25 protein-coding genes are annotated in these 25,641 nt (G+C 71.6%); 13 read left to right on the plus strand and 12 right to left on the minus strand.

From position 1 onward, the window contains the following. Positions 1 to 23: 23 nt before the first annotated feature. Positions 24 to 716, plus strand: coding sequence for a TetR/AcrR family transcriptional regulator (locus BJ964_RS40410; RefSeq protein WP_188125598.1), 693 nt, complete (start codon positions 24 to 26; stop codon positions 714 to 716). Between the two features lie 9 nt (positions 717 to 725). On the opposite strand, the gene BJ964_RS40415 is transcribed toward BJ964_RS40410, so the two are convergent. After that, the gene (locus BJ964_RS40415) at positions 726 to 1,988 is read right to left on the minus strand and encodes an exo-beta-N-acetylmuramidase NamZ family protein (RefSeq protein ID WP_229807359.1); all 1,263 of its coding nucleotides are present in this window, start codon (positions 1,986 to 1,988) and stop codon (positions 726 to 728) included. A gap of 555 nt (positions 1,989 to 2,543) precedes the next feature. After that, entirely contained in the window at positions 2,544 to 3,779 is a 1,236-nt protein-coding gene (locus BJ964_RS40420) for a DMT family transporter (RefSeq protein ID WP_229807358.1), read from the minus strand. A gap of 73 nt (positions 3,780 to 3,852) precedes the next feature. Here BJ964_RS40420 and BJ964_RS40425 point away from each other — a divergent pair, with 73 nt between their 5' ends. Continuing rightward, entirely contained in the window at positions 3,853 to 4,764 is a 912-nt protein-coding gene (locus tag BJ964_RS40425) for a LysR family transcriptional regulator (protein WP_188125599.1), read from the plus strand. Here the strand turns inward: BJ964_RS40425 and BJ964_RS40430 are convergent. After that, positions 4,746 to 6,401: a hypothetical protein gene (locus BJ964_RS40430; protein WP_188125600.1), complete on the minus strand. Its 1,656-nt coding sequence runs from the start codon at positions 6,399 to 6,401 to the stop codon at positions 4,746 to 4,748. The two genes, BJ964_RS40425 and BJ964_RS40430, sit on opposite strands and share 19 nt — an antisense overlap. Beyond that, complete coding sequence (locus BJ964_RS40435) at positions 6,376 to 7,197, minus strand: dihydrodipicolinate synthase family protein (RefSeq protein WP_188125601.1); 822 nt, start codon at positions 7,195 to 7,197, stop codon at positions 6,376 to 6,378. Before BJ964_RS40435 ends, BJ964_RS40430 begins: the two co-directional genes overlap by 26 nt. A gap of 72 nt (positions 7,198 to 7,269) precedes the next feature. Here BJ964_RS40435 and BJ964_RS40440 point away from each other — a divergent pair, with 72 nt between their 5' ends. Together BJ964_RS40440 and BJ964_RS40445 are read left to right on the plus strand one after the other, a co-directional pair. Then, a complete protein-coding gene (locus tag BJ964_RS40440) occupies positions 7,270 to 8,157 on the plus strand; it encodes a LysR family transcriptional regulator (RefSeq protein ID WP_188125602.1) in 888 nt (295 codons plus the stop codon). 151 nt (positions 8,158 to 8,308) lie between these two features. Next, on the plus strand, positions 8,309 to 9,466 hold the full coding sequence (locus BJ964_RS40445; RefSeq protein ID WP_188125603.1) for an acyl-CoA dehydrogenase family protein: 1,158 nt from the start codon (positions 8,309 to 8,311) through the stop codon (positions 9,464 to 9,466). A 175-nt stretch (positions 9,467 to 9,641) separates the two neighbouring features. On the opposite strand, the gene BJ964_RS40450 is transcribed toward BJ964_RS40445, so the two are convergent. Beyond that, positions 9,642 to 10,262: an FMN-dependent NADH-azoreductase gene (locus BJ964_RS40450; RefSeq protein ID WP_188125604.1), complete on the minus strand. Its 621-nt coding sequence runs from the start codon at positions 10,260 to 10,262 to the stop codon at positions 9,642 to 9,644. Between the two features lie 96 nt (positions 10,263 to 10,358). Here BJ964_RS40450 and BJ964_RS40455 point away from each other — a divergent pair, with 96 nt between their 5' ends. The 3 genes from BJ964_RS40455 to BJ964_RS40465 all read left to right on the plus strand — a co-directional run bounded on the left by BJ964_RS40455 (position 10,359) and on the right by BJ964_RS40465 (position 12,925). After that, positions 10,359 to 10,871, plus strand: a complete 513-nt coding sequence (locus BJ964_RS40455) for a MarR family winged helix-turn-helix transcriptional regulator (protein ID WP_203832756.1) — start codon at positions 10,359 to 10,361, stop codon at positions 10,869 to 10,871. A gap of 181 nt (positions 10,872 to 11,052) precedes the next feature. Continuing rightward, positions 11,053 to 11,547 carry a HEAT repeat domain-containing protein gene (locus tag BJ964_RS40460; RefSeq protein ID WP_188125605.1) on the plus strand — a complete coding sequence of 165 codons (495 nt, stop codon included), beginning with the start codon at positions 11,053 to 11,055 and terminating at the stop codon, positions 11,545 to 11,547. 544 nt (positions 11,548 to 12,091) lie between these two features. Beyond that, a complete protein-coding gene (locus BJ964_RS40465; protein WP_229807357.1) occupies positions 12,092 to 12,925 on the plus strand; it encodes a hypothetical protein in 834 nt (277 codons plus the stop codon). Between the two features lie 82 nt (positions 12,926 to 13,007). Here BJ964_RS40465 and BJ964_RS40470 read toward each other — a convergent pair whose 3' ends face one another. From BJ964_RS40470 to BJ964_RS40485, 4 genes are all read right to left on the minus strand, one after another. Next, entirely contained in the window at positions 13,008 to 13,475 is a 468-nt protein-coding gene (locus BJ964_RS40470; RefSeq protein WP_188125606.1) for a hypothetical protein, read from the minus strand. A 181-nt stretch (positions 13,476 to 13,656) separates the two neighbouring features. Then, positions 13,657 to 14,505: an HAD family hydrolase gene (locus BJ964_RS40475; protein WP_188125607.1), complete on the minus strand. Its 849-nt coding sequence runs from the start codon at positions 14,503 to 14,505 to the stop codon at positions 13,657 to 13,659. A gap of 99 nt (positions 14,506 to 14,604) precedes the next feature. After that, positions 14,605 to 15,459 carry a transglutaminase-like domain-containing protein gene (locus tag BJ964_RS40480; protein WP_188125608.1) on the minus strand — a complete coding sequence of 285 codons (855 nt, stop codon included), beginning with the start codon at positions 15,457 to 15,459 and terminating at the stop codon, positions 14,605 to 14,607. Between the two features lie 41 nt (positions 15,460 to 15,500). Then, the gene (locus tag BJ964_RS40485; RefSeq protein ID WP_188125609.1) at positions 15,501 to 16,397 is read right to left on the minus strand and encodes a sulfotransferase domain-containing protein; all 897 of its coding nucleotides are present in this window, start codon (positions 16,395 to 16,397) and stop codon (positions 15,501 to 15,503) included. 352 nt (positions 16,398 to 16,749) lie between these two features. Between BJ964_RS40485 and BJ964_RS40490 the strand changes: the two genes are divergently transcribed. Beyond that, the gene (locus BJ964_RS40490) at positions 16,750 to 17,178 is read left to right on the plus strand and encodes a hypothetical protein (protein ID WP_188125610.1); all 429 of its coding nucleotides are present in this window, start codon (positions 16,750 to 16,752) and stop codon (positions 17,176 to 17,178) included. Positions 17,179 to 17,207: 29 nt separating this feature from the next. On the opposite strand, the gene BJ964_RS40495 is transcribed toward BJ964_RS40490, so the two are convergent. Continuing rightward, positions 17,208 to 17,828 carry a LysE family translocator gene (locus BJ964_RS40495; protein WP_188125611.1) on the minus strand — a complete coding sequence of 207 codons (621 nt, stop codon included), beginning with the start codon at positions 17,826 to 17,828 and terminating at the stop codon, positions 17,208 to 17,210. 71 nt (positions 17,829 to 17,899) lie between these two features. Between BJ964_RS40495 and BJ964_RS40500 the strand changes: the two genes are divergently transcribed. The 3 genes from BJ964_RS40500 (at position 17,900) to BJ964_RS40510 (ending at position 21,829) form a co-directional block, all read left to right on the plus strand. Then, entirely contained in the window at positions 17,900 to 18,802 is a 903-nt protein-coding gene (locus BJ964_RS40500) for a LysR family transcriptional regulator (RefSeq protein WP_188125612.1), read from the plus strand. A 219-nt stretch (positions 18,803 to 19,021) separates the two neighbouring features. Next, complete coding sequence (gene mptB, locus BJ964_RS40505; protein ID WP_188125613.1) at positions 19,022 to 20,428, plus strand: polyprenol phosphomannose-dependent alpha 1,6 mannosyltransferase MptB; 1,407 nt, start codon at positions 19,022 to 19,024, stop codon at positions 20,426 to 20,428. 36 nt (positions 20,429 to 20,464) lie between these two features. Beyond that, positions 20,465 to 21,829, plus strand: coding sequence for a CotH kinase family protein (locus tag BJ964_RS40510; protein ID WP_188125614.1), 1,365 nt, complete (start codon positions 20,465 to 20,467; stop codon positions 21,827 to 21,829). On the opposite strand, the gene BJ964_RS40515 is transcribed toward BJ964_RS40510, so the two are convergent. Then, entirely contained in the window at positions 21,819 to 22,838 is a 1,020-nt protein-coding gene (locus BJ964_RS40515; protein ID WP_229807356.1) for a DMT family transporter, read from the minus strand. The genes BJ964_RS40510 and BJ964_RS40515 overlap by 11 nt on opposite strands. A 72-nt stretch (positions 22,839 to 22,910) precedes the next feature. On the opposite strand from BJ964_RS40515, the gene BJ964_RS40520 reads away from it, so the two are divergent. Continuing rightward, positions 22,911 to 23,798, plus strand: a complete 888-nt coding sequence (locus BJ964_RS40520) for a LysR family transcriptional regulator (protein ID WP_188125616.1) — start codon at positions 22,911 to 22,913, stop codon at positions 23,796 to 23,798. 10 nt (positions 23,799 to 23,808) lie between these two features. Here the strand turns inward: BJ964_RS40520 and BJ964_RS40525 are convergent, their stop codons facing one another. Further along, positions 23,809 to 24,492, minus strand: coding sequence for an NUDIX hydrolase (locus BJ964_RS40525; RefSeq protein WP_188125617.1), 684 nt, complete (start codon positions 24,490 to 24,492; stop codon positions 23,809 to 23,811). A 74-nt stretch (positions 24,493 to 24,566) separates the two neighbouring features. Between BJ964_RS40525 and BJ964_RS40530 the strand changes: the two genes are divergently transcribed. After that, positions 24,567 to 25,625 carry an SPFH domain-containing protein gene (locus tag BJ964_RS40530; RefSeq protein WP_188125618.1) on the plus strand — a complete coding sequence of 353 codons (1,059 nt, stop codon included), beginning with the start codon at positions 24,567 to 24,569 and terminating at the stop codon, positions 25,623 to 25,625. Positions 25,626 to 25,641: the final 16 nt, after the last annotated feature.

Here is a 25,641-nt window from a genome sequence, read left to right on the forward strand (position 1 = left end):
ACCACCACGCAAGGGGGTTCCCGTTGCCACGCCCCGCCACGCCGAAACTGTCCGTCGACAAGATCGCCCGGGCCGCCCTCGCCCTCGTCGACACCCGCGGCGAATTCACCCTCGGCGAGGTGGCCGCCGCCCTCTCCGTCCGCCCGTCCTCGCTCTACAACCACATCGCCGGCAAAACCGACATCATCGAGGCGATGCGCGCCCTCATCTTCGCCGAAACGCCACCCGCACCCACCCTGCCGACCTGGCACGAAACCCTGCGCGCCCTGCTGCGCCGCTACCGCGAGGCCTTCGCCCGCCACCCCCGCCTCATCCCCATGCTCACGGCGCACACCGTCTCCTCCCCCGACGTCGTCCACATGTACGACGACATCGCCACCGTCCTGCACACCGCCGGAATCCCGCCAACCCAGCTCCTCGACGTGATCACCGTCCTGGACAGCTTCGTCATCGGCTCCGCCCTCGACATCGCCGCACCCGACCAGGTCTGGGACCCCAACCAGGCACGCAACCCGATTCTGGTCACCGCCATCGAAGCCGCCGGCCAGGGCCGCCCACGAGCCGACCGCGCCTTCGAACTCGGCCTCGACCTCATCCTCAGCGCCGTCGCCGCGATCCCTCCACAATCAACCCCCTCACCGGTACGGGCCAAGACCAGTCCCGCCCCACCGGCGACCGTCTGCCGGGCCGAGCCTTTGCCGCCCGCGCCGGGCTGAGCTGCCCACTCACCCTCCGGAGGCACGCCGGTAAAGCAGGTAGGGGCGACGGCGCTTCTCGAACGCAGTGGTCTCCGACTGCCAGGCCCCGACCACGTCGGCAACCGTCGCACCGGCGTCGAGCATGGTCCGCAACCGGGAACCACCGGCCAGCAGATCCACGAAGAACGGCCGCGCACCACCGTCGTTGCGCCACGCGAACCCCGGATACCTCCGGGCCTCGTACAGCATCGCCACCGCCGTACGAATCGGGTCGAACACCGCCGGATCGCTGACCCGCACCTCGACGCCCGCACACAACTGCTTCTCGAACTTCCCCACCCGCGGCTCGAAATACGCCTCCCGGAACTCGGCGCCCGGCAGATCGTGCGCCGCCAGCCGGTCCCGCCACCGAAAGTCCAGCCCCGGGGCGCCGGCCAGCTCGAACGGCCGAGTCGTCCCCCGCCCCTCGGACAGCGACGTCACCCCCTCGAACAGGCACGTCCCCGGGTAGACCAGAGCCGTCTCCGGCGTCGGCATGTTCGGGCTCGGCATCACCCACGGCACATCGGTGTCCCTGGCGAAAAGACCACCGTGCCAGCCCTCGCACGCCACCACCTCCAGACGCACCCGCGGCAGCCACTCCCCCTGGAAGAACCGGGCCAGCTCCCCCACCGTCATCCCGTGCCGCAGCACGATCTCCTTGCGCCCGACACCCGACGCGAACGCCGGATCCAGCACCGGGCCGGAAACCCGCCCACCGATCGGATTCGGCCGGTCCAGCACCACATACCGCAGCCCACCCGCGGCGGCGCCGGCCATCGACTCGTACAGCGTCCAGATGTAGGTGTAGAACCGCGCGCCGACATCCTGCATGTCGAACACCACGGTCCGGACCCCCGCGTCGGCGAACAGCCGCGCCCAGTCCTCCGGGGTGGCCAGATAGCCGTCGAACACCGGCAGACCTGTCCGCGCATCGGTCGACCGGGCCGCCCCACCACCCGCCGGCGCCGCCCCGCGAAACCCGTGCTCCGGCCCGAAGATCCCACCGATCCGCACCCCGGCCGCATGCATCCGGTCGACGAGATGCCGATACTCACGGTCCACCGCGGTCAGATTCGACACCACCCCGACGGTCTCGCCACGGAGCCTCGCCCACTCCTCCGCGGCCAGAAGATCCATTCCGGTACGCACCCGCACCGCCCGTTTCCCGCCGGCCGCCGCCCCCGCCGGTGCACCGGCCGAACCCAGCACCGCCGCCCCGGCCGCCGCCAGCATGCCCCGTCGCCTCACCTAAAACCCCCGAAAACGGATGAACAATCCCGATTGAGGCTAAAGGCCGTGGACGCCGCTCACCGGCATATGCCGAGGTAAACCTCCAGGTCATGGAGCAGCCGAACCGGGTCACCATCAGCGACGCCGACGAAAACCGGCTCACCCGCCGGAGTCCGGCCGAGCCGCCACACCGCCTCGGCCGAACCCCGATCGGCACGGCCCGCCAGGTGCAAACTCCATGACCGGCGAGCGGTCCAGCGGTCACTGTCCCCCGGAACCTGCCTGCCGCATGCACTGGCCGAAGGCTCCGATCGCTGACGCCCGTGTCGCGGCCGGCACACGGCCTAGGCCATCCTAGGAGGCTAGTTCAAAGCTGGCTTCGCGATGAAAGCCCTCATCGGCCGGCCACCCGCTCGGCACCCAGCCATGAGCAGCACCCATCCGTCCGTTCGAGACCGTCCGGAAATCTCCGGCTGACCGTCAGCGCCGCCCCAAGCACTTTGAAACAGCTCCCACGGCCGGCCGGACAAGATCATCCACCGCTCGGCCGCCTGGAAACGGACGCGCCTGCGCTCAGCTGTGCACCGACGGCGCGACGCCGGGCGGAGCGGCAGGCAGGGCGGCGGGCGGAGCGGCAGGCGCGATGGCTGGAGGGGTGACGGGTGCGAGAGCTGGAGGGGTGACGGGTGCGAGAGCTGGAGGGGTGACGGGTGCGAGAGCTGGAGGGGTGACGGGTGCGAGAGCCTGCGCGGCCGCCGCCCTGGCTGGAAAGTCGCTGGCCACCGACGGTGTGGACCTGACCTTCACCGCGGCGGCGGGCGGGGCGGGACGTAGTTGCAGTGCGGCGGCCGAGGAGAGGACCAGGAGGCCGCCGAGCAGTTGGAGGGCCGTGAGGGACTCGCCGAGGGTGAGGGCGGCGAGGGCCGTCGTGACGACCGGCTCGAATGTGGACAGGATCGCGGCGGTGGACGGGCCGGTGCGGCGCAGGCCGGCGAAGAACGTCAGCATGGCCAGGATCGTGGAGACCACCACGATGCACGCCAGCCAGAACCAGCCCGCCGAGGTGAAGGCCAGGTCCACGCCGCCGGTGGCCAGCGACTTCCCGGCCAGGGCGGCGGCCGCGCCGGTCATCACCAGGGCGGACAGCGGTAGCGGGGGCAGGGCGTGCACGACCCGGTCGGACACCAGGATGTAGACGGTGTAGGTGAGCGCCGACCCGAACGCCAGCACCGCGCCGAGCGGGCGGAACGCCACACCGCCGGTGCCGAGCAGGACGAGCAGGGTGCCGCCGGAGGCGGCGAGCAGCGCCAGGACGCGGCCGGGAGTGAGGCGGTCCCGGCCGAGCAGGACGGCCACGACCGTCACCAGCAGCGGGTACGTGTAGAAGATCAGCGACAGCAGCGAGGCGTCCATCACCCGCAGCGCCTCGAAGTAGAGGGTCGCCTGTGTGGCGTACCCGATGGCGCCCAGGGCGAGCGCGGTGAGCAGGACCCGGACGCCCGGCCGGGGACCCGGGCGCGGCGTGGTGCGGCCGAGCGCGGTGAGCGGGACCCGAACACCCGGCCGGGGACCCGGGCGCGGCGTGGTGCGGCCGAGCGCGCTGAGCGGGACCCGGACGCGCTGCGCGGCACGGGCGGTGAGCAGGACCCGGAGGGGCGGCGCGGCAAGGGCGGTGAGCAGGACGGCGGCGAGGCTGAATCGCACGAGCAGCAGCGCGGACGGTGAGACGCCGGCCTGGTAGGCGAACTTGCCGAAGATCGCCATCGCGCCGAAGCAGGCGGCCGAGAGGAGGCAGAGCAGTGGTCCCATGCTTTCGAGCATCGGTGCCCACATCGTGAAGGTCCAGTGATGATTTCTGGAGCTGATTGATTAGAGTTCGTGCATGGTGGTGCTTGATCTGCGACGGCTGCGGTTCCTGCGCGAGTTCGCCGAGCGCGGCACGCTAGGTGCGGTCGCCACCGCTCTCGGCTACAGCCCGTCCGCCGTGTCGCAGCAGCTCACCGTCCTGGAGAAGGAGGTCGGCACGCGCCTGCTGGAGAAGGCCGGGCGCGGGGTTCGGCTCACCGACGCGGGGCGGCTGCTGGCCGGGCACGCCGGGGTGCTGCTGGCGGCGGCCGAGGCGGCCACCGCCGACCTGGCGGCGCTCGGCGGGGAGGTGCGCGGCACGGTCCGCGCCGGCGGTTTGCAGTCGGCCGCCCGGAAACTGCTCGTTCCGGCGGTCGCCCGGGTGATGGCGGACCATCCGCGGGCCCGGGTGGAGATCTCCGAACTGGAGCTGGAGGAGGCGCTGCCCGGGCTGCGGTTGGGCACTGTCGACCTGGTGATCAGCGACGAGTACGACGGTCATCCCCGGCCCCGGCCACCGGGCATGCGGTTCACGCCGCTGTTGTCCGAACCGGTGCGGCTGGTGCTGCCCGCCGCGCATCCGCTGGCCGTTTCCGGGCGCCCGGTGCCGCTGGCCCGGCTACGTGACGAGGCCTGGGTCTCGTCGCACGAGGGCACCGGCCATCACGCCATGGTCATCGGGACGTGCCGGTCGCTGGGCGGCTACGAACCCGATCTGCGGCACCACTCGAACGACGCCGACGTCCAGCTGGAGCTGATCCGCGTCGCCGGGGCGGTCGGGCTGCTGCCGGTACTGACGCTGCCGCCGCCGGAGCGGGCGCTCGCCTACCGGGAGGTGGCCGAGGCGGATCTGGGCCGGCGGCTGTTCACGGTGACCCGGGAGGGGCCACGGTCACCGGCGCTGTCGGCCTTCGCCGAGGCGGTGACCGCTCAGGCGGCCACACAGTAGACGTCGCGGCGGACGGCCACGATCAGCTCGCCGGTCGGGGCCCAGGTCAGGGCGGTGGCGGCGAAGGGGAACGTACGCCGGTCGCGCTCGCCCCCGGTGGGGACGTCCACGATCGCCACACTGCCGTCGGTGCGGGCGACCGCGATGACCGTGCCGAACGCGGCCAGCGCGGTGACCGGCTCGTCCTCCTTCGGCTGCAGTGGCGTGATCGTGCCGGTCCGCATGTCGTGGGCCAGCACCTCCCCTAGGCGCACGGTCACCACGGCGTCGCCGACCCAGGCCCGGGGCGATTCGCCGATCGCCACGTCCGCGGGAGCCGGGATCGGGGTGAGGGTGTCCAGGTCGTAGACGGTGAACGGCCCGAACATCCAGTTCACGGCGATCGCGCGGCGGTCGGCGAGCAGGCCGGCGGCGGCTCCGCGGGGCGGGTAAGGGTGTTCGATCGTACGGTCGCCGCCGAGCCGCACACCGCCCAGCGAGCCGTGGAAGGTCGCCACCAGTTCGCCGTCCAGCCGGACGCGAAGGGGCTGGTCCGCCGGAAAATCGCCACCCCCGGTCCCGGGTACGCCGTCCATGACCCGCCACCGCACCGGGCCGCCGTCGCCGACCACCCAGCCGTCCGTCGTCACCTCGATCCGGCGGATGTCGCCGGGGCTGCGTATCTCCTCGGGCGCCCGGTTCTCGCCGAGCCGCCACAGGGAGACGGTGTCGTCGTCCGCGGACGCGGCGATCAGGGTTCCGGGCCCGGCGGGGATCACCTGGGCGTTCAGCAGCGCTCCGTTCAGCGGCGCCCCGAACTCCCGGTCGGCGGCCACGTCCCACAGGTGGACCGCGCTGCCGCCGTCCAGGGTGAGCAGCCGGCGCCCGCCGGGTGTGGTCACCGCCCCGAGACGGCCGAACTCGTAGACCGGTGGTGTGGCGGGATGGTGGTGGGCACCGGTCGCGGTGTCCCAGAGCACGATGCCGCCGGCCCGGTCCTGTACGGCCACCGACGGCGAGCCGGGCCAGGTGGCGAGTGCGTACGCGTCGACGTCGAGGCGGCCGAGCGGGGCGCCGTCGGTGAGGTCCCACAGGGTGACGGCGTCGCGCCCGGTCACCACGGCGGCGCGCCGCCCGTTCACGTCCAGGATCGCCAGCGCGTTCGACCGTTCGCCGGTCTCGAAGGCCACGTTCCGGCCGGCGATCCGCAGGATGCCGTCCCATCCGGCGGTCACCACGTCCGTTCCGGCCAGGGCGAGCGCCTGCACGTCGGTGGCGTCCTGGTGGCCGGGCAGCACGCCGATCCGGTCGCCGGTGGCGAGGTCCAGCATCACGGGCGGTTCCTGCCAGAGACCGACGACCGCGACCGTACGTCCGTCGAACACGGCCGTGACCAGCATCGGATTGCCCGTGCCGCCGGGGTTGACGCCGGAGACGGCCCGCAGCGGCCGTCCGGAGATCTTGTCCCAGATCCGCAGGCCGGCCGGCGGGCAGCGCCGGTCGTGCAGGTCGCCGAGATGGCAGTCGAAGTCCTCGTGGTGCTCGGTCAGCGTGACGATCAGGTCACCGGCGTCGGCGACCGCGGACGGCTGGTCCGCGGGGAACGTCCGCACCAGCGCCGGATCCGGTCCGCTATCGGTTGACCAGGCGATACGCATCAGCCGATGTTAGGGGTCCGGCGGGCAGCAGTGGCAGCCGAACCGCCGCGGTGGGGATCCGGCCCTGGGCGTGCAGGACCGCCTTGATCACGGTCGGGTTGGGTTCGGCGAACAGTGCGCTCGACACCTCGGCGAGGCGCGCGCCGAGGGTGCGGGCGGCTTTGACGTCCCCGGCACGCCATGTCTCGAACAGCTCCACGAACGACGATGTGGCCACGTGCGCGGATGCCAGGATCCCGCCGTCCGCGCCCAGCGCCAGCATCGGCGAGATCAGCGCGTCGTCCCCGCCGAGCAGCGCGAACCCGGGCGGCGGGTCGGCGAGCAGGTTCACGGTGGTGGCGTCGACGGCGCCTGTCGCGTATTTGATGCCGAGCACGCCGGGGATCGCGGCCAGCCGCCGGATGGTCGCGGTGGACAGGTCCTGACCGGTCCGGTACGGCACGTGGTAGATCACCCTGGGCCCGGCGCCGGCCGCGAAGTGGGCGACCACGCCTTCCTCCCCCGGCCGGACGAACGGCGGCACGAGGCTCAGCGCGATCGCGCCGCCGGGCGGGGTCATTCCGGCTCCCACCAGCAGGGTCGTTCCGCGTTCACGGCTCACCCGGGCGGCGACGTCGACGACCGCCTGCCGTTCGCCGGGGTCCAGCGAGCCCGGTTCACCGGTCGTGCCGAGCGCGACCAGCCCGGCCGCGCCGTCGTCGAGAACCTGGTGGGCCAGGCGTTCCAGCGCGCTGAGCGCGACGGCACCGGCATCGTCGAAGGGAGTGATGAGGGGTACGAGGATTCCGTTCAGCATGCGGTCCAGCATTCCGGCGCTCGCAGCATAAGGTCCAGTTCACATTTCCACCGAGAACCGTAAGCTGAACTGATGCTCGATGTCCGCCGTCTGCGTCTGCTCAGTGATCTGCACCGGCTCGGCACCATCGCCGCGGTGGCCGAGGCCCGGGCGTACACCCCTTCGGCGGTCTCCCAGCAGTTGTCGGCGCTGGAACGCGAGGCCGGCGTGCCGCTGCTGGAGCGCACCGGCCGGCGGGTGGCGCTCACCGCGGCCGGGCAGGTCCTGGTGCGGCACGCCGAGGCGGTGCTCGCGGCGCTGGAGGAGGCGGATGCCGCGATCGCCGCGGTCCGGGCCGGGCCGGCCGGGCCGATCCGGATCGGCGCATTCCCGAGTGCCGTGCGCACGCTGCTGCCGCAGGCGCTGGTGGCTCTCGGCCGCGACCATCCGGCGCTGGAGCTGATGGTCACCGAGCTGGACCCGGTGGCGGTTCCGGCGGCGCTGCGCGAACGCAGCCTCGACGTCGGGCTGCTCCACGACTACGACATCGCGCCGGCCGAGGCGGATCCGGCGCTGGACTCGGTGCCGCTGTTGCAGGAGACCGTCTTCCTGGCCGAACCCGCGGGGACGGCGGCCGGTGCGCTGGCGGAGACGGCGTCCCTGCCGTGGATTCTCGCCACGCCCGGGACGCTGTGCCACGAGGTCACCCAGCGGGTCTGCCGGGCCGCCGGGTTCACTCCGCGGGCGCGCCATCACGCCGACGACTTCGCCACCGTCCTGGCGCTGGTCGCCGCGGGTCAGGGTGTCTCGCTCGTGCCCGAGCTGGCGGCCGTGACGCCACCGGCCGGGATCCGGCTGACCGCGCTGGCGACCCGGCGGCGTACCCGGGTCGCGTTCCGGCGCGGCGCCGCCACCCATCCGGCGGTCGCGGCGGTCGTCGCCGCTCTCGATATCGCTACCCGCCGTCCGTCCGGCGGGTGAGGGCGGGTCCGCATCGCGGCGGACGACAGCTTCCCGACATGTCCCTACCGTTCAATCCCGACCGGCCGGGACAGTTGTCCCTGGCGATCCGGGACGCTCGTCCACTGTGATGGGGGCCCGGTTTACTGAGATACCTCATGGGGGGAACGAGATGCAGGAACTGGTCGACCGCGCGCGTGCTCTGACGCCGTCGCTGCGGGCCCGGGCCGATCAGCTGGACGCGGAGCGGCGGCTGCCGTCGGACCTGGTCGAGGAGCTGAGGTCGGCGGGATTCTTCCGGATGTTCGTGCCACGGTCGCACGGCGGGCACGAGATCGGCCTGCGCGCCGGGATGGCGGTCCTGGAGGCGCTGGCCACCGCGGATCCGGCGGTCGGCTGGACGGTGATGATCGGCTCGGAGACCCCGCAGCTGATGGCGTTCCTGGGCCGGGAGACGTTCGACAAGATGTACGCGGCCGGGCCCGACGTGATCGTGGCCGGTGGCTTCAATCCGCAGGGCACGGCCGTTCCGGCCAATGACGGATTCCAGGTGGACGGTCGCTGGGCGTTCGGCAGCGGCAGCACCCACGCCGACTGGATCTTCGGCAACTGTGTGGTGCTGGGCGCCGACGGTGGCCCGCGGCCGGGGCCCGTCCCGGGGACGCCGCTGATGCGTTCGGTGCTGGTGCCGGCGTCGCAGGCGCGGGTGGTCGACACATGGCAGGTGCTGGGCCTGCGCGGCACCGGCTCGCACGACGTCGAGGTCCGCGGGGTGCAGGTGCCGAATGAGCACACCTTCGACCTGTTCGCCGGGACGCCGTCGGTCCCCGGCCCGGGGTTCACGTCGCCGCTCACCCATTTCATCCTGCATCTGGGTGCGGTCGCGGTCGGCATCGCGCAGGGCGCGCTGGACGCGACGGTCGAGCTCGCCACATCCGGAAAACAGCGACTGTACGCGCGGGCGCGGCTCGCCGACAGCCAACTGTTCCAGGCGAACCTGGGGCGGGCCGACCTCAGCCTGCGGGCCGCGCGGGCGCTGCTGGAATCGACCGCCGACGAGGTGTGGGCGCTGTGCTCGGCCGACCCGGCCGGGCTGGCGGCGATCGGCCCACGGGTTTCGGCCACGCTGACGTGGGTGACCGACGCCGCGCTGTCGGTAGTGGACACGTGCTACCGCTCCGGCGGCGGCCAGGTGGCCCGGGACGCGTCGCCGGTGCAGCGCCGGTTCCGGGACATGCACACGTTCAGCCAGCACGCCGCTGCGGCCGAGGGCTGGCTGAGCGGCCACGGCGCGGCGCTCGTCGGCGCTCCGGGCGGCCTGTCCTACTGATCTGGCCATCCGGCGGCGGTCACGGGGTCACCGCCGCCGGATCCGGCCATCAGGGTGAGTGGGCAGCTCAGCCCGGCGGGCGCGGCACGGGCGGGAGTGGGCAGACGGTCGCGCCGTCCGGCGGAACAGCCCTGGTTCCGCGGGACGGCGCAGCCCGTACCGGAAATAAACGACGTCAGCGGGAGGCGAGCACCCGGCCGGCGGCCGACGCGGCCTCGGCGGCGGTCTTGTGCATGAGCTCGGCCGTCTCGATGAAGGCGTCGAGGGCCGGGTTGACGCCGACCAGGGTGAACTCGCGCTCGATGAGGATGAGGTCGGCGCCCCAGATGTCGCCGACGACGCGCCGCAGGTAGTCGGTGTTGTGGTCCCAGCCGTCGCGGGGCGTGCCCGGGCCGTAGGCGCCACCACGGGTGGTGAGGACGACGGCCGTCTTGCCGTCGAGGAACTTCTCGCCCTGCTCGCCGCCGGCCATGGCCAGGTCGAACCACGTCTTGACGTGCTGCGAGACGCCGTAGTTGTAGAACGGCAGGGCGAGGATCGCGGCGTCGGCGGAGCGCAGTTCGCCGGCCAGCTCACCGGCGAGCGCGAGGGCGCTCCGGTGGGCGTCGGTCCGGTGCTCGGCCGGGGTGTAGGTGCCCTGGATGGCGTTCGTCCAGGCGTCCGCGGGGATCGGGTCGGTGGCGAGGTGGCGGCGGGCGATCGGGGCGCCGGCCAGTTCCTTCTCCACCAGGTCGGCGAGCGCGCTGCTGGCGGAGTTCGGGCCCTGGATGCTGGCGTCGATACGCAGGATTGCCATCGATTTCTCCCCAAATCAGAGTTGAATGTTCAACACGAAGGTTGCCACATCAACTATTGAAAGTTCAAGGGCAGGGATCGCGTATTCTGCTCAGTCGTGAGCGACCCCACATCCGCCCCCTGGCTCTCCGACGACGAGCAGCGCGCGTGGATGGCGCTCACCACGGTGCTCACCACACTTCCCGCCGCGATCGACGCGCAGCTCAAGCGGGACTCCGGGCTCAACTTCTTCGAGTACACGATCCTGTCCTCGCTGGCCCAGGCCCCCGGCCGGGCGCTGCGCATGAACAGCCTCGCCCACCTCGCCTGCGCCTCACCGTCCCGGCTCTCGCACGCGGTCTCCCGGCTGGAGAAACACGGCTGGGCGACGCGGCGCACCACCGACTCCCCGGAGGGCCGCTGGGTCGAGGCGGTGCTCACCGACGCGGGCGCCACCGCCGTCACGGCGGCCGCACCGGCGCACGTCCGGGAGGCCCGCCGGCTGGTCTTCGACGTGCTCACCCCGGAGCAGGTGGAGCAGCTCACCCGGATCGGCTACCAGCTGCTGCGGGCCGCCGCGCCGCACCTCACAGCCTGTTTGGAGGTTCCCGCGGCCCGGCCGCCGGACTAGGCAGGGTCCTGCCGATCGGTGAGGTTCCCTTCCGGCGACGCCGACCCGGGATGAAACGCAGAGCCCAGCATGCCGAAGGCCTGATACAACGGGTGCGTGTGCCCGGTTCGGCTGACACTCAGCCGTCGCAACTGGTGTCGCTACCGGCACGTCCGCAAGGCGGCGACCGGAGGGGGTGCAGATGACGCTCGCTGAGGTGTTTCGTCATGTCGAGACGTTGGACGGTGACCCGTGGCCGTCAGTGCGTGAGCTGGCCATGAGCGGAGACGGCTCGCTGATCCCGCCCGTTCAGGCCGCGCTGGAACGGTATCTCGACGAGGGCAACTGGTACGGCCGGGACCTCATGGTCTACATCCTGGCCGGCCTTCGCGGGGTTGCCGCCTTCCCGCTGCTGCTGCGTGCCTTCGCCCGTCCCCTGCGGGGTAACGACCTCGACAATTTCTGCGCATGGCTGGCCGACATCATGGAGACGGACCCGGCGGCGTGCCGTCCCACCATCATGTCGTTCATCGCCACCGGCCATCGCGACCTGCGCAGTGCCGGGCTGTGGGCCCTCGGCCATGTCGTCCAGCCCAGCGACGTGGAACTGCTGCGGCAGGCGCTGGCCGACCCCGACCCAAGGATCCGTCAAGACGCGCTTGGCGCGCTGGGAGTGCCGCGACCCGCCGCGACCTGAAGGCCCGCTGCGCACGGCATACAGGTCGTCGGCGGTTGCGCGGCAAGATGCCGAAACCTCAGCGGGGCTGACATGACTGGCTACTCAAACAAGGGACGCCTGTGTCGTGTCGACGATGGCCGGTACTCTCGGCTCGAACAGGCACGTCCACCTCATCTGGGGAGATCATTGTGCGTCTGCGAACTGTGGTCCTGACCATCACGGCATTCGTGCTCGCCACCATCGCTGCCATCCTGGCCAGCCCGGGCGCCGCCATGGCCGGTTACACCTGGTCCAACTGAGGCGCGCGGAGCCCACCGCCCACGTGGCGCTGGTGGGCCTGACCCGCCTCGACGGACATCCGAACCGACGGTCGGCTGGTGGCACCCTGGTCTCACTGAGATACGGAACCCACCGCCGCCGTCGAAGCCACCGGGCCACGCGGAGTGGTGACTGTCTGGCGGCGCCATCGCTGGATGAATTCCGCGCAGTCAACGAGGTGGGGTCGCCGTCCAGGCCTGTCGCACGGATCTGCTGCCGACCGGGCGGGCGGCGGTCGTGACGTGTGTTGAACTGGGACATGCAGATACGCCCCGCGGAACTGGCGGCGATCCGTGCCGGTGATGTCGATGTGGCATTCCGCCGGTGGGAACAGCCTCGCGTCAGGATCGGTACCCGGATGCGTACCGCGGTCGGACTGGTTGAGATCACATCCGTCGACCGCGTGCCGGTGAGTTCGCTGACCGCCGCGGACGCCCGCCGGGCCGGTGCGGTGTCCCTGGCCGCGCTCCGGCGGGGGTTGGACCGTGTGCACCCCGACCGGCCGATTTATCGGATCGGGCTTAGGTACGCGGACGTCGACCCTCGGCACGCGCTGCGCGACGCGGTTCCCGACGCTGCGGAGATCGACACGATCGTCGCGTGGCTCGACCGGCTCGACCAGGCCTCGCCGACCGGGCCCTGGACTCGGGAAACCCTCCTGCTGATCGACGAACTGCCGGCCACCCGGGCACCTGACCTCGCACAACGGGCGGGGCGCGACACCCCGGCGTTCAAACAGAATGTGCGCAAGCTGAAGGAACGCGGTCTGACCGAATCGCTCGACATCGGCTACCGGCTTTCGGCGCGCGGCGCCGCCGTCCTGGACCACGAGGGACATCCCCGGCCGTCCCTGGGCCGACCGGAGCCGGAGCCGGGTGTTCCGCTGCCGCACCTCGGCGCAGCCGCGACCCGCGCGCTCACCGCGCACGGCCTCATTCGCCTTGAGCAGGTCGCCAGGCTCACCGAGAGCGAGGTGCGAGCACTGCACGGAGTCGGGCCGTACGCCCTTGACCATCTCCGAGCAGCGATGGAAGCGGCCGGTCTGGCCTTCCGTGGCGATCCCACAGAATCAGGGTGACCTGATCCAACGGCTGGCGCTGCGGCCAACACCGCAAGGCGGCGTCGCGGAGCCGATGAGCTGTGCCGAGCCACCGCGGCGTCTATCCGCTTGCTACACCCAAAATCTTCACAAGATTCAAGAGGGTGTCTTCGACGAATACGTTCTTGGCAGTGAGAGCCTGTGCGACCACCGTCGAATCGACGCTGCTACCGGCTTCACGGGCCCAGCCGACGATATGAGCAATCGCCTCTGGCAGCGGCTGCTCGAGTGCTGGCGCACCCAATTCTTCCGCGGTTTCCGGGTGCAGATAGACATGCCAGTGGTTGCCGCCAGGACTGGTGGCTTCCACGTCCGCGACGTCGCTGTCGAAGATGTAGGCGCACAACGCCGGTGCGCGGGTGACGGCAACCACCTCCTGCGGCTTCAGCGGTGAGTCTCTGTCAACCCACATGCAGCGCCAGCCGTCGTCGAAAACCAGTTCGTCAAGGACAGGCATCTCTCCGCTCAGCGATGAGCCGGCCACCGGCTGCTCGAACCGCGCGACGACGATCACTCCCGAATAACCCATCCTGCCTCCTTACGGGTTGCTCGACGTATTTTGGCGCATCATCGTGGTGGGGCTTGAACATGGGCCGTGCCCCCGCCACGGACCACGCGATTCGGGTCGCCCTCGGCATTGCACTCCGATGACGCGGTGGGCTGGTCCGGAGCGGCACTTGTGCTGGGAGCCGGAGGTCTGAACGGCGAACTCAGGCAGGGTGGCGCATCGGTTCCGGGATCAGGCCGAGGAGTGCCAGGCCGTGGGCGAAGCCGTCGTCCGTGGCCGTCCTGGTGGTGAAGGTGGCGGCGGCGCGTACCGCTGGGTGGGCGTTGCCCATCGCGACCGAACGGCCGCAGCAGGCGAACATCGGAAGGTCGTTGGGCATGTCGCCGAAGGCGACGGCCTCCTCCGGGGTGCGGCCGAGCACGGTGAGCCCGCGCCGGATCCCGGTCGCCTTGTCGACGCCGAGCGGGTTGACGTCGACCAGACGCTCCGCCGAGTAGGTCAGGTTGAGCCGGCCGGCGAAACCGGCGGCGGTGAGCTGGGCGATCAGGTCGTCCGAGGTCAGTGTGGGGTGCCGGATGGCGGCGGCGTAGCCGGGGCGGTCCGCGAGGGCGTCCGGCTCGACGGCTCGCCACGGCTCCCGCGGCGCCCGGCCGCGGAGTTCGAGGTAGGCGGGCGTCATCTTCCAGACGTCCACGCCGAACACCGACATGCCCGCGCCCGGCACCGTGCCGACGAACGCGGCGAGGTCAGCCAGGTCCGTGGTGGCGATGGTCTCCTGCCAGAGGATCTCACCGGTCGCCGGAGCCCAGCCGAGAGCGCCACCGTTGCCGACGACCAGGGCGAGATGTTCCGCGAACAGGCCCAGCCGGGAGACACCGGCCGGGGTTCGCGCGGTCACGGCCACGAGTGGAACGTCCCGGTCTCGCAGCGCGGCCGCGGCGGCCAGCGTGGCGGAACTGATCGTGTCCCCGTGCGGAACGACCGTTCCGTCGAGATCGGTGACCACGACCCGGCAGGCGCTCCCAGGATCCCCCGGCCCACTCTCGCGCACTTGGTAGCCCATAGAAGCGACATGCTTGCAGCCACCGCCCGGCGCCGCCACCCGAGACCTCAGGCCCGAGGCCCGCCGGGGCAGGGCAAGGGAGGTGGCTCAGAGCAGCAGCGTCGGCGGCACCTCCAGATCCTCGGACTTGTAGAGGGCCGCGACGGCCGCCGGGTCGTCCGCGGCGCAGGTGGCGGCGATGGTGTCGATCAGGGCGTCGTAGCCGGGGCCGGTCCGGTTCTGGTACGACGCCTCCATGCGGCCCCACTCGTCCCATGGGAGGATCTCCACCCGGTTGAGGGCGGCCAGATCCCGGATCGCGTTGCCCCGGATCTCGGCCGGACCGAAATTCTCCGTGCCGGGCACGCCGAAGACCGCCCCGTCGGCCTGCCCGGCCCGGAACAGCACCCACGCCTCGCCGCCGGTCAGGAACTCGCCGGGCCGCAGGGCCGCCGGATCCGGCCGGCCGCCCGGCCCGAACGGCGACGGCGGCAGCGTGGTCAGCGAGATGGTCTCCGGATCGGCGCGAACCCACGGCGCCCCGGCCGCCGGGCGGAACTCCACCACCCAGTGGTCCAGCGCCAGACCGGGCTGGAAGTAGGCCCCGAACCCGCAGCGCACCCGGGCCGGAATCCCCCGGTGGCGCAACAGCGCGCAGGTCAGCACGGCGAAGTGGCGGCAGGTGCCGATGACGCGGCGCTCGGGTGGGCGGGGCACGGTCAGCGGCGACGGATCGAGCGCCAGCAACGCGCGGATCAGGCGGGCCGCGGGCCGGAACTGGTTTTCCCCGAAGCGGCCGGGTGGTGGGCCGAGCTGCCCGGCGTCACCGGGCTGGATGACCAGGTGCTGCGCGAGCCGCAGGATGGCCGCGGGCTCCTCCGGCAGGTCCGCGAGGGCGCCGCGGTCGATCGTCGCGAGATCGGTGAGCGGGCCCGCTGAGGCATAATCGATGGTCCCCGTCATGTCCGGCATCGTAAACGCGGGGTGTGACAATCTCCCGAGTCCTACGTGGTGGCCGGGCGGCGCAGCTCCGTCTCGGAGAGGGCAGCCGGCTCGTCGTAGCCGAGCAGCGTGAGCAGGTTGCCGGTGGCCCGGTTGAAGGCCTCGGTGATGTCGTCGTCGAAGTGGTTGCGCCAGTCGCCGGCCTCGCCCTTGCGGTAGTGCGAGACCGCGCCGGCGCCCTTCTTGTCGTTCATCCGGCCGAAGCTGTACCGGTCGAGCAGAGTCGCCATCTCGGCGGGCGGGACGATGATCCCGCAGTGCCGGAAGAGGCGGTCGACCTGGGCGGCCTGGTCCGGGCCGACCAGGTCCTCGTAGCGGAAGAGCGCGACCTCGGCGGTGGACGGCGCCTTCACCCAGGAGCGGACGGCGTTGAACGTGCCCTTGCGGGCGAGGTGGTCGACCAGGTAGAGCAGGCCGTCCTTCTTCGACTTCTCCCGCAGGTTCCGGCGGACCTCGAGCACGTCACCCATCGGGCCGTGCGAGTCCTTGGTGGAGAAGTAGCTCGACACGACCAGGTCCCGCGGATCGCGATAGACGAAGAACGCGCGGTGAGCGTCGGGCTTCGGTGTGGTGTCGAAACGTTTACGGGAGAAGAACAGCGACAGTGCGATCCGGTTCGGCGGGCAGACCCGCGGATGGCTCCAGTTGTAGAAGCGCGGATCGTACGTCAGCAGGCCCGAGTACCGGTACGCGATCGGGTCGCTGAACAACGATTTGATCCACTGGCTGGCGGTCTTGCGGACCGCGCAGTGATAGATGTTCACGTATTCACAGCGTTCGACGACCGGCACGGTGAGGCGAAGCCGTGTGTTGTGGGCTTCGAGCTGTGCCCTTCGTGCGAGTACACGCATGGATTCGGGTGCGTGCTGCTTGGCGAACATGACCGTGCGATTGAGCATCGTCTGAGTCCGAATCTTTATCCCGGCCGGAGCGGTGCGGTTGTGCACTTTACAAGAGTCTCGACTTTGTTACGAGGGTGTCTCGCCTCAGGTTCACCTGAGAGTTCAATGTGAATTTCCATCGGGTGTCCGGTGTGGTGCGTGGCGCCGGGCGGCTCGGGTGCTCATGCCGGGTCCAACGACGAAGACGTACGAAACGGTGCACATCAGGCACGATGCTTAACGATCTTGAAGGGCGAAAGGTCATACTTTTGACCTATGCCGTTCCGGCAGGCCCACAACGCGCCGCACCTGATACTGAAATCGACCGCAGGCGAAATCGGATCGCATCCCGTGAAAGAGGAGAACCTTCGTGGCACGCAAGTATCTGGCGATCGCATCGGTGCTGGCGGCGGCGTCCGCCGGCGCCGCCGTTCCCGGTCCCGCCCAGGCCGATCCCGGTGACCGGAGCGTCAATGTGACCGTACGGAATTTCAGCGACGAAAGGCTGAGTCTGGTCGAATTCGATGTCTCCGAGGGGGAATGGCTGGTGAGACCCCCGAAGGGCGTCAACCGGAACAAGACGGCGACATTCTCGGCGGAGTCGACGAAGGACACCGGCGGCACAGCGGCCACCGCCACCTACAAGACACGTTTCGGCAAGGTGGAATTCTATTTGAGCAACCCGTGGACGCAGAGCAGCGACTACATCTGCGACGTCCCCGACGAACTGCGCTGTGACGTCGAAGGCGCCGGCGACGCGAACGAGGCCAAAATCGCCTACGTCATCCACTACAGCTGACCGGCGGTGGCCGGCGTCCACGGCGCCGGCTACCGCTCCACGGCCAGACGCACCCCCAGGCCGATCAGGATACCGCCGGTGGTGGCGTCGATCCGGCGGCTCAGCGTGCGCCGCTGCCGCAACCACGAGCCGATCCGGCCGGCGCCGACCCCCACGGCCCCGTCGATCAGGAACTCCAAGAAGATCAGAACCGCCCCGAGTACGGCGAACTGCGCCCACACCGACCCCCGCGCCGGATCCACGAACTGGGGCAGGAACGCCACCGAGAACGCGATCATCTTCGGGTTGGACAGATTGGTCAGGAACCCGCTCAGATACGCGCGCCGGCCGGTGGCGCCCGGCTTCTCCGACAGCACCTCCCCGCGCCGCCGGATCATCCGGACACCGAGCCAGCCGAGATAGACCGCCCCGGCCACCCGCAGCACGACGAACGCCTCCGGGACCGCGGTGAACAGCGCGCTCAACCCGGCGGCGGCCACCAGTACGTGCACCGCCTCGCTGGTGGCCAGTCCCGCCGTGGCCAGCAACCCGGCCCGCGGCCCACCCCGCATCCCACAGCTCAGCACGAACAGCATGTCCGGCCCCGGCGCCAGCATGGCGACGATCGTGGCGACGGTGAACGCGGCGAGAAGATGCGGATCCAACGGCATACGGCCAAGCCTGCCGACGGCCCAGCACAAGATCCATAGCCGGTGACGGAGGCTGAGCATAAGGTTGGCCGATGCTCGACCCCCGCCGGCTGCGCCTGCTGCGTGACGTCGCGGCCACCGGCACCATCGCCGCCGCCGCGGAACTGGCCGGATGCACCGCGGCGGCCGCCTCCCAGCAACTCGCCGCCCTGGAACGCGACCTGGGCGCGGCACTGCTGGAACGCTCGGCACGCAGCGTCCGGCTCACCGAGGCCGGCCGGGTCCTCGCCGACCACGCCGGCCCGCTGCTCGCCGGCATCGACGAGGCCGAACGCGCGGTTCGCGACGTGGCCGGACTGCGCGGGGGCACCCTGCGGGTCGCCGCCTTCGCCACCGCCGCGATCGGGTTCGTCGTCCCGGCGCTGACCACCTTCCGGCGCCGCCACCCCGACGTCGAACTGCGCTTCACCGAACTCGAATCGGCCGAGGCACTGCCCGAGCTGCGCGCCGGAACGGTCGATCTGGCGGTCACCCACGAGTACGCGCCACTGTCCCGGCCCGACCTGCGCGGCTTCGACCAGCGGCCGCTCTACCGCGAACCGATGCTGCTCGCCGTACCCCGCAAGGACGCACCGGCCGCAAGCGGCCCGATCGACCTGGCCGACTTCGCCGGCGCGGCCTGGGTCGCGGCACTGACCAGCACCGGCTTCCAGGCCGCCACCGAGATGGCCTGCCGGGCCGCCGACTTCGAACCACGGATCGAGACACGGGTGCACAGCTATCCGATGGCACTGGCCATGGTGGCCGCCGGATTCGGGGTCGCCCTCGTGCCGCGGCTCGCCGCCACGCCGCAGCCCGGGCTCGTGCACCTGCCGATCGCCCGGCCCACCGGGCTGGCCCGCCAGATCTACGCCACCACCCGGACCACCGACCGCTCCCCGGCGGTCCGGCACCTGTCCCGCTATCTGGTGGAGGCGCTCAAGGCGGCCACCTGAGCCAGAGTGTCGGCAGGACGCGATCGGCGGGCGAGCGGCTGTTCGACGGGGTTCCGCCACTCAAGCTGGAGCAGACCGGCTCCCGGGCCGCCTCGCTGGTCACCCACGTCACCCTCCGGGTGGGCTGGCGCGCACCGGTCACCATGACGTCGGCCGTCGGAGCACCGCCGGTTCGACGCCGGCCGCACGGTGTTCACCGGGCGGCCCGACGATGTGGACGTGTCGTTGACGGGGATCCGCTATCTCGGCCTGGCCGGAACGGTGCTGCTGGTGATCGGCGGTCGGCTCGGCGGCGCGCTGCCCACCGCCGATCTGGACGCCACACCGGCGAGCGTGGCGCGCGGCCCGCACGGGCTGGTGATCCTGGCGTGCTGGCTGGTGGGGACGGGTCTGCAGGCGTACGCCTGGTGGTCCGGCCGGGATCGGACGCCGTCGGTGCGCTGGGTTCTCGTCACCGCGGCGCTGTGGACCCTGCCGTTCCTTCTGGCGCCCCCGATGGGCAGCCGGGACGTGTATTCCTACGTCTGCCAGGGTGAGATGTTCCGGCACGGGATCGACCCGTACCACCATGGCGTGAACGCGCTGCCCTGCACCTGGATCGACACGGTCTCGATGAACTGGCGGGACACGGTCACCCCGTACGGCCCGCTCTTCATCCTGATCGCCGCCGCGGCGGTGGCGGTGGGCGCAAGCCTGGCCGGCGCCATTTTCATGCTGCGGCTGGCCGCACTGGCCGGAATCGTCGCGGTCGCCGTCGCCCTGCCGCCGCTGGCGCGCCGCTGCGGCATCCCGCCGCAGCGGGCCCTCTGGCTGGCGCTCGCCGGGCCGCTGGCCGGTGCCCACCTGCTCGCCGCGCCACACAACGACGCGGTCATGCTCGGCCTGGCGGTGGTCGCTCTTGCCCTGATCGTACGATCGGGAGCACGCACATCCTGGCTGCTCCCCGCCGGTGCGCTGCTCGGCCTGGCGATCTCCGTGAAGCTCACCGCCCTGGTGATCGTCCCGTTCGCGATCCTGGCCGCCGGACCGCTGCGCCGGGCCGCCGTGACGATCGGCGGTGGTGCGGCCGCGGCCCTGGTGACCCTCACCGTGGCGAGCGGCCTGGGCTGGGGCTGGATTCCGGCCACCGGCGTGGGCACCTCGCTGATCCAGTTCACCTCCCCGCCGACCGCGGTCGGGATGACCCTCACCTACCTGGGCAAGACCGTGCACCCCGGGTTCGACGCGGTGCCCGTGGTCCGCGCCCTGGCCGTCGTCCTGCTCGCCGCCACCCTGGTCCACCTCTGGTGGCGCGCCTACCGTGCCGCCGACCGCACCCGGGCCGCCCTGCACGGCGCCGCCCTGGCGCTGGCCGCGACCGTCCTGCTGGCCCCGGTCCTGCACCCGTGGTACCTGCTGTGGCCGCTCACCCTGCTCGCCGCCACCACCCGCCGCACCACGGCGATCATGGCGGCCACCGTGGTGTGCGCGTTCTCGGTGCTGCCGGACGGCGGCGGGCTGGCCCGGTTCGTCAAGTTCCCCGGCGCCCCGATCGCCACCGTGCTGCTCGCCGTCCTGCTGGTCATGGCTATCAGGCGACGCACAGGCTCCGCACAACCCACTCCTGAGCCCGCGACGTCTTCTTGAGCCGTCCCCGCCGCACCGCGATCAAGGATGGCCCGCATGCTCGACCACAAGCTCTCCCGCCGCTCGTTCGGCGCCGCGCTCGCCGGCGCCTTCGGAGTGGCCGTCCTCGCCGGCTGCGGCCTGAAGAGCGGAACGACGGCGGCGGCGTCCACCACCGCCACGGCCGGCAGCGGACTGTTCGACGCCACGCTGGTCCACGACATCGACGTCATGTTCGAGCAGTCCGACTACGACACGATGATCGACGCCTTCCTGAACGACGGCGACAAGAACTGGATCGAGGCGGATGTCACGATCGACGGCACCACGTTCGAGAAGGCCGGGCTGCGGCTCAAGGGCAACTCGTCGCTGAAGGGCCTCACCAAGTCGGGCAGCACCGAGTCCAGCGGCACCCAGCAGCAGCGTGGCGGCGGGCCGGGCGGCAGCGTCTCCGCCGAGAACCCGCAGGACCTGCCGTGGCTGGTGCGGCTCGACAAGTTCACCGCCGGGCAGGCGTACGGCGGGTACACCGAGTTCGTGGTCCGCTCGAACACCACGAAGTCGGCGCTGAACGAGGCGGTCGCCCTGGAACTGCTGGGCCTGGCCGGGCTGGCCACCCAGAAGTCGGCGTCCACCCGGCTCAAGGTCAACGGCGGCGACCAGGTGCTGCGCCTCATTGTCGAGAACCTGGGCGACAAATGGGATTCCGACAACTTCGGCGCGGCCGGGATCCTCTACAAGGCGGAGAGCGGCGGCGACTACTCGTACCGGGGTGAGGACGCCGAGAGCTACAAGGACGTCTTCGACCAGGAGACCGACTCCGGCAACCCCGACCTGGTCCCGTTGATCGCCTTCCTCAAGTTCATCAACCAGTCCAAGGACGCGGCCTTCACGTCCGATCTGGGCTCGCACCTGGACGTGTCGGCGTTCGCGACCTACCTGGCGTTCCAGGAACTGGTCAAGAACACGGACGACATCGACGGGCCGGGCAACAACTCGTACCTGCGCTACACGACCGGCAAGGACCAGTTCACCGTGGTGGCCTGGGACCACAACCTGGCCTTCGGCGGGATGGGCGGCGGCGGTGGCCGTGGCGGAAACCCGGGCGGCGGGCAGATGCAGCCGCCGACCGACGGCAACGCACCGGCCGGCGGAGGCCAGCGCAACGGCAACGGCGGCGGGGGTGGACGGCCCGGTGGCCGCAGCAACATCCTGGTCCAGCGGTTCAACGCCGACACCACCTTCAAAGCGGCGTACGACAAAGCGCTCACCGACCTCAAGGCCAGTCTCTACACCAGCGGCAAGGCCACCGAGATCCTCCAGAAGCGGGCCGCGGTGCTGACGGCCCACGCGAGCGACCTGGTCCCCGCCGACACCGTCACGAGCGAGTCCGACCAGATCAAGGCCTACTTCACGGCCTGAGCCGGGCGGCGCGAGCCCGGGCGGAGTGGGACGAGGTCGAGTCCGGGGCGCGGGCCACGGCCGCCGGATCGGCCGCTTTCCGGCGGCCGCCGTTGCTGGAGGTCTGCGCGGAGTTGTACGCGGAGGCCGAGCGCTCCGGGCTCGGGGCCGCGGACATGGCGGCCGTGGTTCGCGCCCTCGAGGACCGTTCCACCCGCTGACCCCAGTAGACACCGGCCAGCACCAGCCCGATTCCGGCCACCGCCGTGGCGGTCAGGTGCTCGCCGCCGATGCCCACGCCGATCAGCACGGCCCACACCGGCTCGGTGCCCAGCAGCAGGCTGGCCCGGGCCGCCGAGGTCCGCCGGATCGCCCACAACTGCACCAGGAACGCGAACACGCTGCACCCCAGCGCCAGGTAGAGCACACCCAGCCACTGCGCGGTCCCGAATCCGGCGGCGGTGGGCAGAAGCGCCGGCCCGGCCGCCACGCCGAAGACGACCGTCCCGACGACCGTCTGCACCGTGGTCAGCGTGACCGTGTCGTAGCCGGGCCTGGCGAGCCGCCCGGAGAGCGTCACGTGGGCGGCGCGGACCACGGCGGCGGCCAGGATCAGCGCGTCACCGGCCGACGGCGACCGCAGCCCGGGGCCCGCGACCAGGAGCGCCACCCCGGCCGTCGCCGTCGCGGCGGCCAGCAGGAACCGGCCCGGCAGCCCGCCCTGCATCAGCGCGGTGAGCAGGATGGTCAGGCTGATCAGCACGCCGGCGTTGGTGGCGCTGGTCTGCGACACCCCGTACGTCTCCAGCACCAGCACCGACGCCTGCGTGCACCCGAGCAGGACGCCGGCGCCCAGTTCCCGCCGTCCCGGCCGGCGTGTGACAGCCAGCGGCAGCAGGGCGGCCGTCGACACGAGGTAGCGCAGCGCCAGCACCACGAGCACGCCCCCGGCCACGGTCAGGGTCTTGGCCGCCAGGTAGCTGCTGCCCCAGATCACGGCCACGGCCAGCAGTAGAAGGTCTCCGGTCACATCGGGAAGCGTGTGGGCGTTCGATCCGGTAGACAAGACGGCAACCAGTGAATCGACGATGTAGTAGGCCTAATGGATCCGCATCACCTGAGACTGTTGCGCGAGCTGGGAGAGCGGGGCAGCGTGGCGGCCGTCGCCCGTTCGCTGCACATCACGCCGTCCGCGGTGTCCCAGCAGTTGAACACCCTGCAACGGTCGGCGCGGGTGCCGCTGACCGAGCGCAGCGGCCGCCGGCTGGTGCTCACCGAGGCCGGGCGGGCCCTGGCGGCGGCCGCCGTCGAGGTGATGACCGCGCTCGACCGGGCGTCCCGGGCGGTCGGCGACTACCTGGACGATCCGGCCGCCCCGGTGACCGTGGCCGCGTTCCACAGCGCCGGGCTCACCTGGTTCGCCCCGCTCATCGCCCGGCTCGCCGCGACCGGCGGGCCGCCGGTGCGCTGCTGCGACGAGGATGTGGCACACGCCGACTTCCCGCCACTGGTCGGCGACTACGACCTGGTGCTGGCGCACCGGCTCGCGCACAGCCCGCCCTGGCCGGTCGACCGGCTGACCGTCGTGCCGCTGATCCACGAGCCGCTGTACGTCGCCATGTCGGTGGACCACCCGCTCGCCGCCCGGGAGCGGCTCACCGCGGCCGCCGTGAGCGCGTTCCCCTGGATCAGCGTGCACGAGGGGTTTCCCCTGGAGGGCGTGCTGACCGCGATCGCGGCGGCGGCCGGGCGACCACTGGACGTGGCGCACCGGATCAACGAGTTCACCGTGGCCGCGTCGGTGGTCGCGTCGGGCGCGGCGCTGGCGCTGCTGCCGGGGCGCACCACGCTGCCGGATCCGCGGCTGGCGCTGCGGCCTCTCGCGGATCTGCCGGCGGGCCGGCACATCGACGTGCTGACCAGGCCGGAGACGCTGCACCGGGCGTCGGTGCGCACGGTTCTGGACGTGCTGCGGGAGATCGCGAGCTAGGTGACCGGCGTCAAACGCGCTGGCGCAGCAGGGGTGGGTGCAGGAGGGTGGCCGGGCCGCGGCGGAAGAGCTGGGCGGGGCGGCCGCGGTCGCGGATGGCCGTGCCTCCGGTGGGTTCGATGAAGCCCTCGGCGCCGGTCACCTTGCGGTGGAAGTTGCGCGGGTCGAGGCGGGTCCGCCAGACGGTCTCGTAGACGGCACGCAGGTCGGCGACGGTGAACTCGGTGGGGCAGAAGGCCGTGGCCAGTGGGGTGTACTCGAGTTTGGCGCGGGCCCGTTCCAGGCCGTCGGCGAGGATGCGGCCGTGGTCGAAGGCCAGTTCGCCCGCGGTGATGTCGGCGGCGGGACGCCACTCGGCGCCGGCGGCGTCGCTGCCGGGCACCGGGGCCGGCAGGTCGGGCAGCAGGGCCAGGTAGGCGACGGTCACGACGCGGCCGCGCGGGTCGCGGCCGGGGGTGCCGTAGGTCGCCAGCTGTTCGAAGTGGCCGTGCTGCGGGTCGAGGCCGGTCTCCTCGCGCAGTTCGCGGGCCGCGGCCTCGCCGAGGTCCTCGCCGGGCAGGACGAAACCGCCGGGTAGCGCCCACCGGTCCGGGTAGGGCGGGATGCCCCGGCGGATCAGCAGCACCTGGAGCGCGGCCTGCCGGATGGTCAGCAGCACGAGGTCCACGGTGACCGACACCACGTTTAGCGTCATGTTGACGATAATAGCGTCCCAGGATTATCGTCATCACGACGAAAAAGCGAGTGAAGAAGTGAAGGACGGCTGAGATGGCTGACGTGACGCGACGACTGCACCTGCGGCACCTGCGCGGGGCCCCGGCCAGCTGGGTCAGCCACACCGTCAAGGGGCGCCCCAAGCAGTCCGGGACGGGGCTGTCGTTCTGGTACCGGCCGTTGACCGCGGTGCTGTCCGAGGTCCCGGTGGACGACCGGGAGCTGCCGCTGCTGTTCCACGCCCGGACCGGCGACTTCGCCGACGTGACCGTGCAGGCGACGGTCACCTACCGGTTCAGTGACCCGGCAGCGGCCGCGGGGCGCCTCGACTTCTCGATCGACCCGTTCACCGGCAAGTGGCGCGGTCAGCCCCTCGACCAGGTGGCGACGCTGCTGGCCGAGCTGGCCCAGCAGCCGGCCCTCGACGTGCTGGCCCGGGTGCCCCTGGGTGAGGCGCTGACCAGCGGCATCGCCCCGGTCCGCCAGTCGGTCGCGGACGCGCTGGCCGGCGACCCCCGGCTCAGCGAGACGGGTGTCTCGGTGGTCAGCGCCCGGGTCGTGGCGATCCGGCCGGAGCCGGACATCGAACGAGCGTTGCAGACGCCGACCCGCGAGCAGGTGCAGCAGGAGGCGGACAAGGCGACGTACGCCCGCCGCGCGCACGCCGTGCAGCAGGAGCGGCAGATCGCCGAGAACGAGTTGCAGAGCAAGATCGAGCTGGCCCGCCGGCAGCAGGAGCTGGTCGAACAGCACGGCGCCAACACCCGCCGGGAGGCCGAGCTGGACGCCGAGACCCAGCTGGTCGCCGCGAAGGCGGACGCCGACCGCAAGGAGATCGCCAGCATCGCGGCCGGGGAGCGGACCCGGCGCAGCGCCGTCACCGAGGCCGAGGCCACCCGGGCGCGCGACGAGGCCCGGGCGGCCGGGGCGCGGATCGTCGGTCTGGCCGAGGCGGAGGCGGAGGCGGCGCGCCTGGCCGCGTACCGGGACCTGCCGCCCGCGGTTCTCCAGGCGCTGGCGCTCAAGGAACTGGCCGGCCACCTGCCCGCGGTGAACGAGCTGACGATCACCCCGGACGTGCTCACCAAGCTGGTCGGGCGGCTCGGCCGGTGAGCCGGCTACAACCAGA

Source organism: Actinoplanes lobatus, from assembly GCF_014205215.1.
Classification (GTDB): domain Bacteria; phylum Actinomycetota; class Actinomycetes; order Mycobacteriales; family Micromonosporaceae; genus Actinoplanes; species Actinoplanes lobatus.

Coding starts and splice junctions, on each gene's coding strand:
- BJ964_RS40420 (WP_229807358.1), bottom strand. CDS start 3,779: ATGGGACCACTGCTCTGCCTCCTCTCGGCCGCCTGCTTCGGCGCGATG.
- BJ964_RS40425 (WP_188125599.1), top strand. CDS start 3,853: ATGGTGGTGCTTGATCTGCGACGGCTGCGGTTCCTGCGCGAGTTCGCC.
- BJ964_RS40430 (WP_188125600.1), bottom strand. CDS start 6,401: ATGCGTATCGCCTGGTCAACCGATAGCGGACCGGATCCGGCGCTGGTG.
- BJ964_RS40435 (WP_188125601.1), bottom strand. CDS start 7,197: ATGCTGAACGGAATCCTCGTACCCCTCATCACTCCCTTCGACGATGCC.
- BJ964_RS40440 (WP_188125602.1), top strand. CDS start 7,270: ATGCTCGATGTCCGCCGTCTGCGTCTGCTCAGTGATCTGCACCGGCTC.
- BJ964_RS40445 (WP_188125603.1), top strand. CDS start 8,309: ATGCAGGAACTGGTCGACCGCGCGCGTGCTCTGACGCCGTCGCTGCGG.
- BJ964_RS40450 (WP_188125604.1), bottom strand. CDS start 10,262: ATGGCAATCCTGCGTATCGACGCCAGCATCCAGGGCCCGAACTCCGCC.
- BJ964_RS40460 (WP_188125605.1), top strand. CDS start 11,053: ATGACGCTCGCTGAGGTGTTTCGTCATGTCGAGACGTTGGACGGTGAC.
- BJ964_RS40470 (WP_188125606.1), bottom strand. CDS start 13,475: ATGGGTTATTCGGGAGTGATCGTCGTCGCGCGGTTCGAGCAGCCGGTG.
- BJ964_RS40480 (WP_188125608.1), bottom strand. CDS start 15,459: ATGACGGGGACCATCGATTATGCCTCAGCGGGCCCGCTCACCGATCTC.
- BJ964_RS40485 (WP_188125609.1), bottom strand. CDS start 16,397: ATGCTCAATCGCACGGTCATGTTCGCCAAGCAGCACGCACCCGAATCC.
- BJ964_RS40495 (WP_188125611.1), bottom strand. CDS start 17,828: ATGCCGTTGGATCCGCATCTTCTCGCCGCGTTCACCGTCGCCACGATC.
- BJ964_RS40500 (WP_188125612.1), top strand. CDS start 17,900: ATGCTCGACCCCCGCCGGCTGCGCCTGCTGCGTGACGTCGCGGCCACC.
- BJ964_RS40510 (WP_188125614.1), top strand. CDS start 20,465: ATGCTCGACCACAAGCTCTCCCGCCGCTCGTTCGGCGCCGCGCTCGCC.
- BJ964_RS40520 (WP_188125616.1), top strand. CDS start 22,911: ATGGATCCGCATCACCTGAGACTGTTGCGCGAGCTGGGAGAGCGGGGC.
- BJ964_RS40525 (WP_188125617.1), bottom strand. CDS start 24,492: ATGACGCTAAACGTGGTGTCGGTCACCGTGGACCTCGTGCTGCTGACC.
- BJ964_RS40530 (WP_188125618.1), top strand. CDS start 24,567: ATGGCTGACGTGACGCGACGACTGCACCTGCGGCACCTGCGCGGGGCC.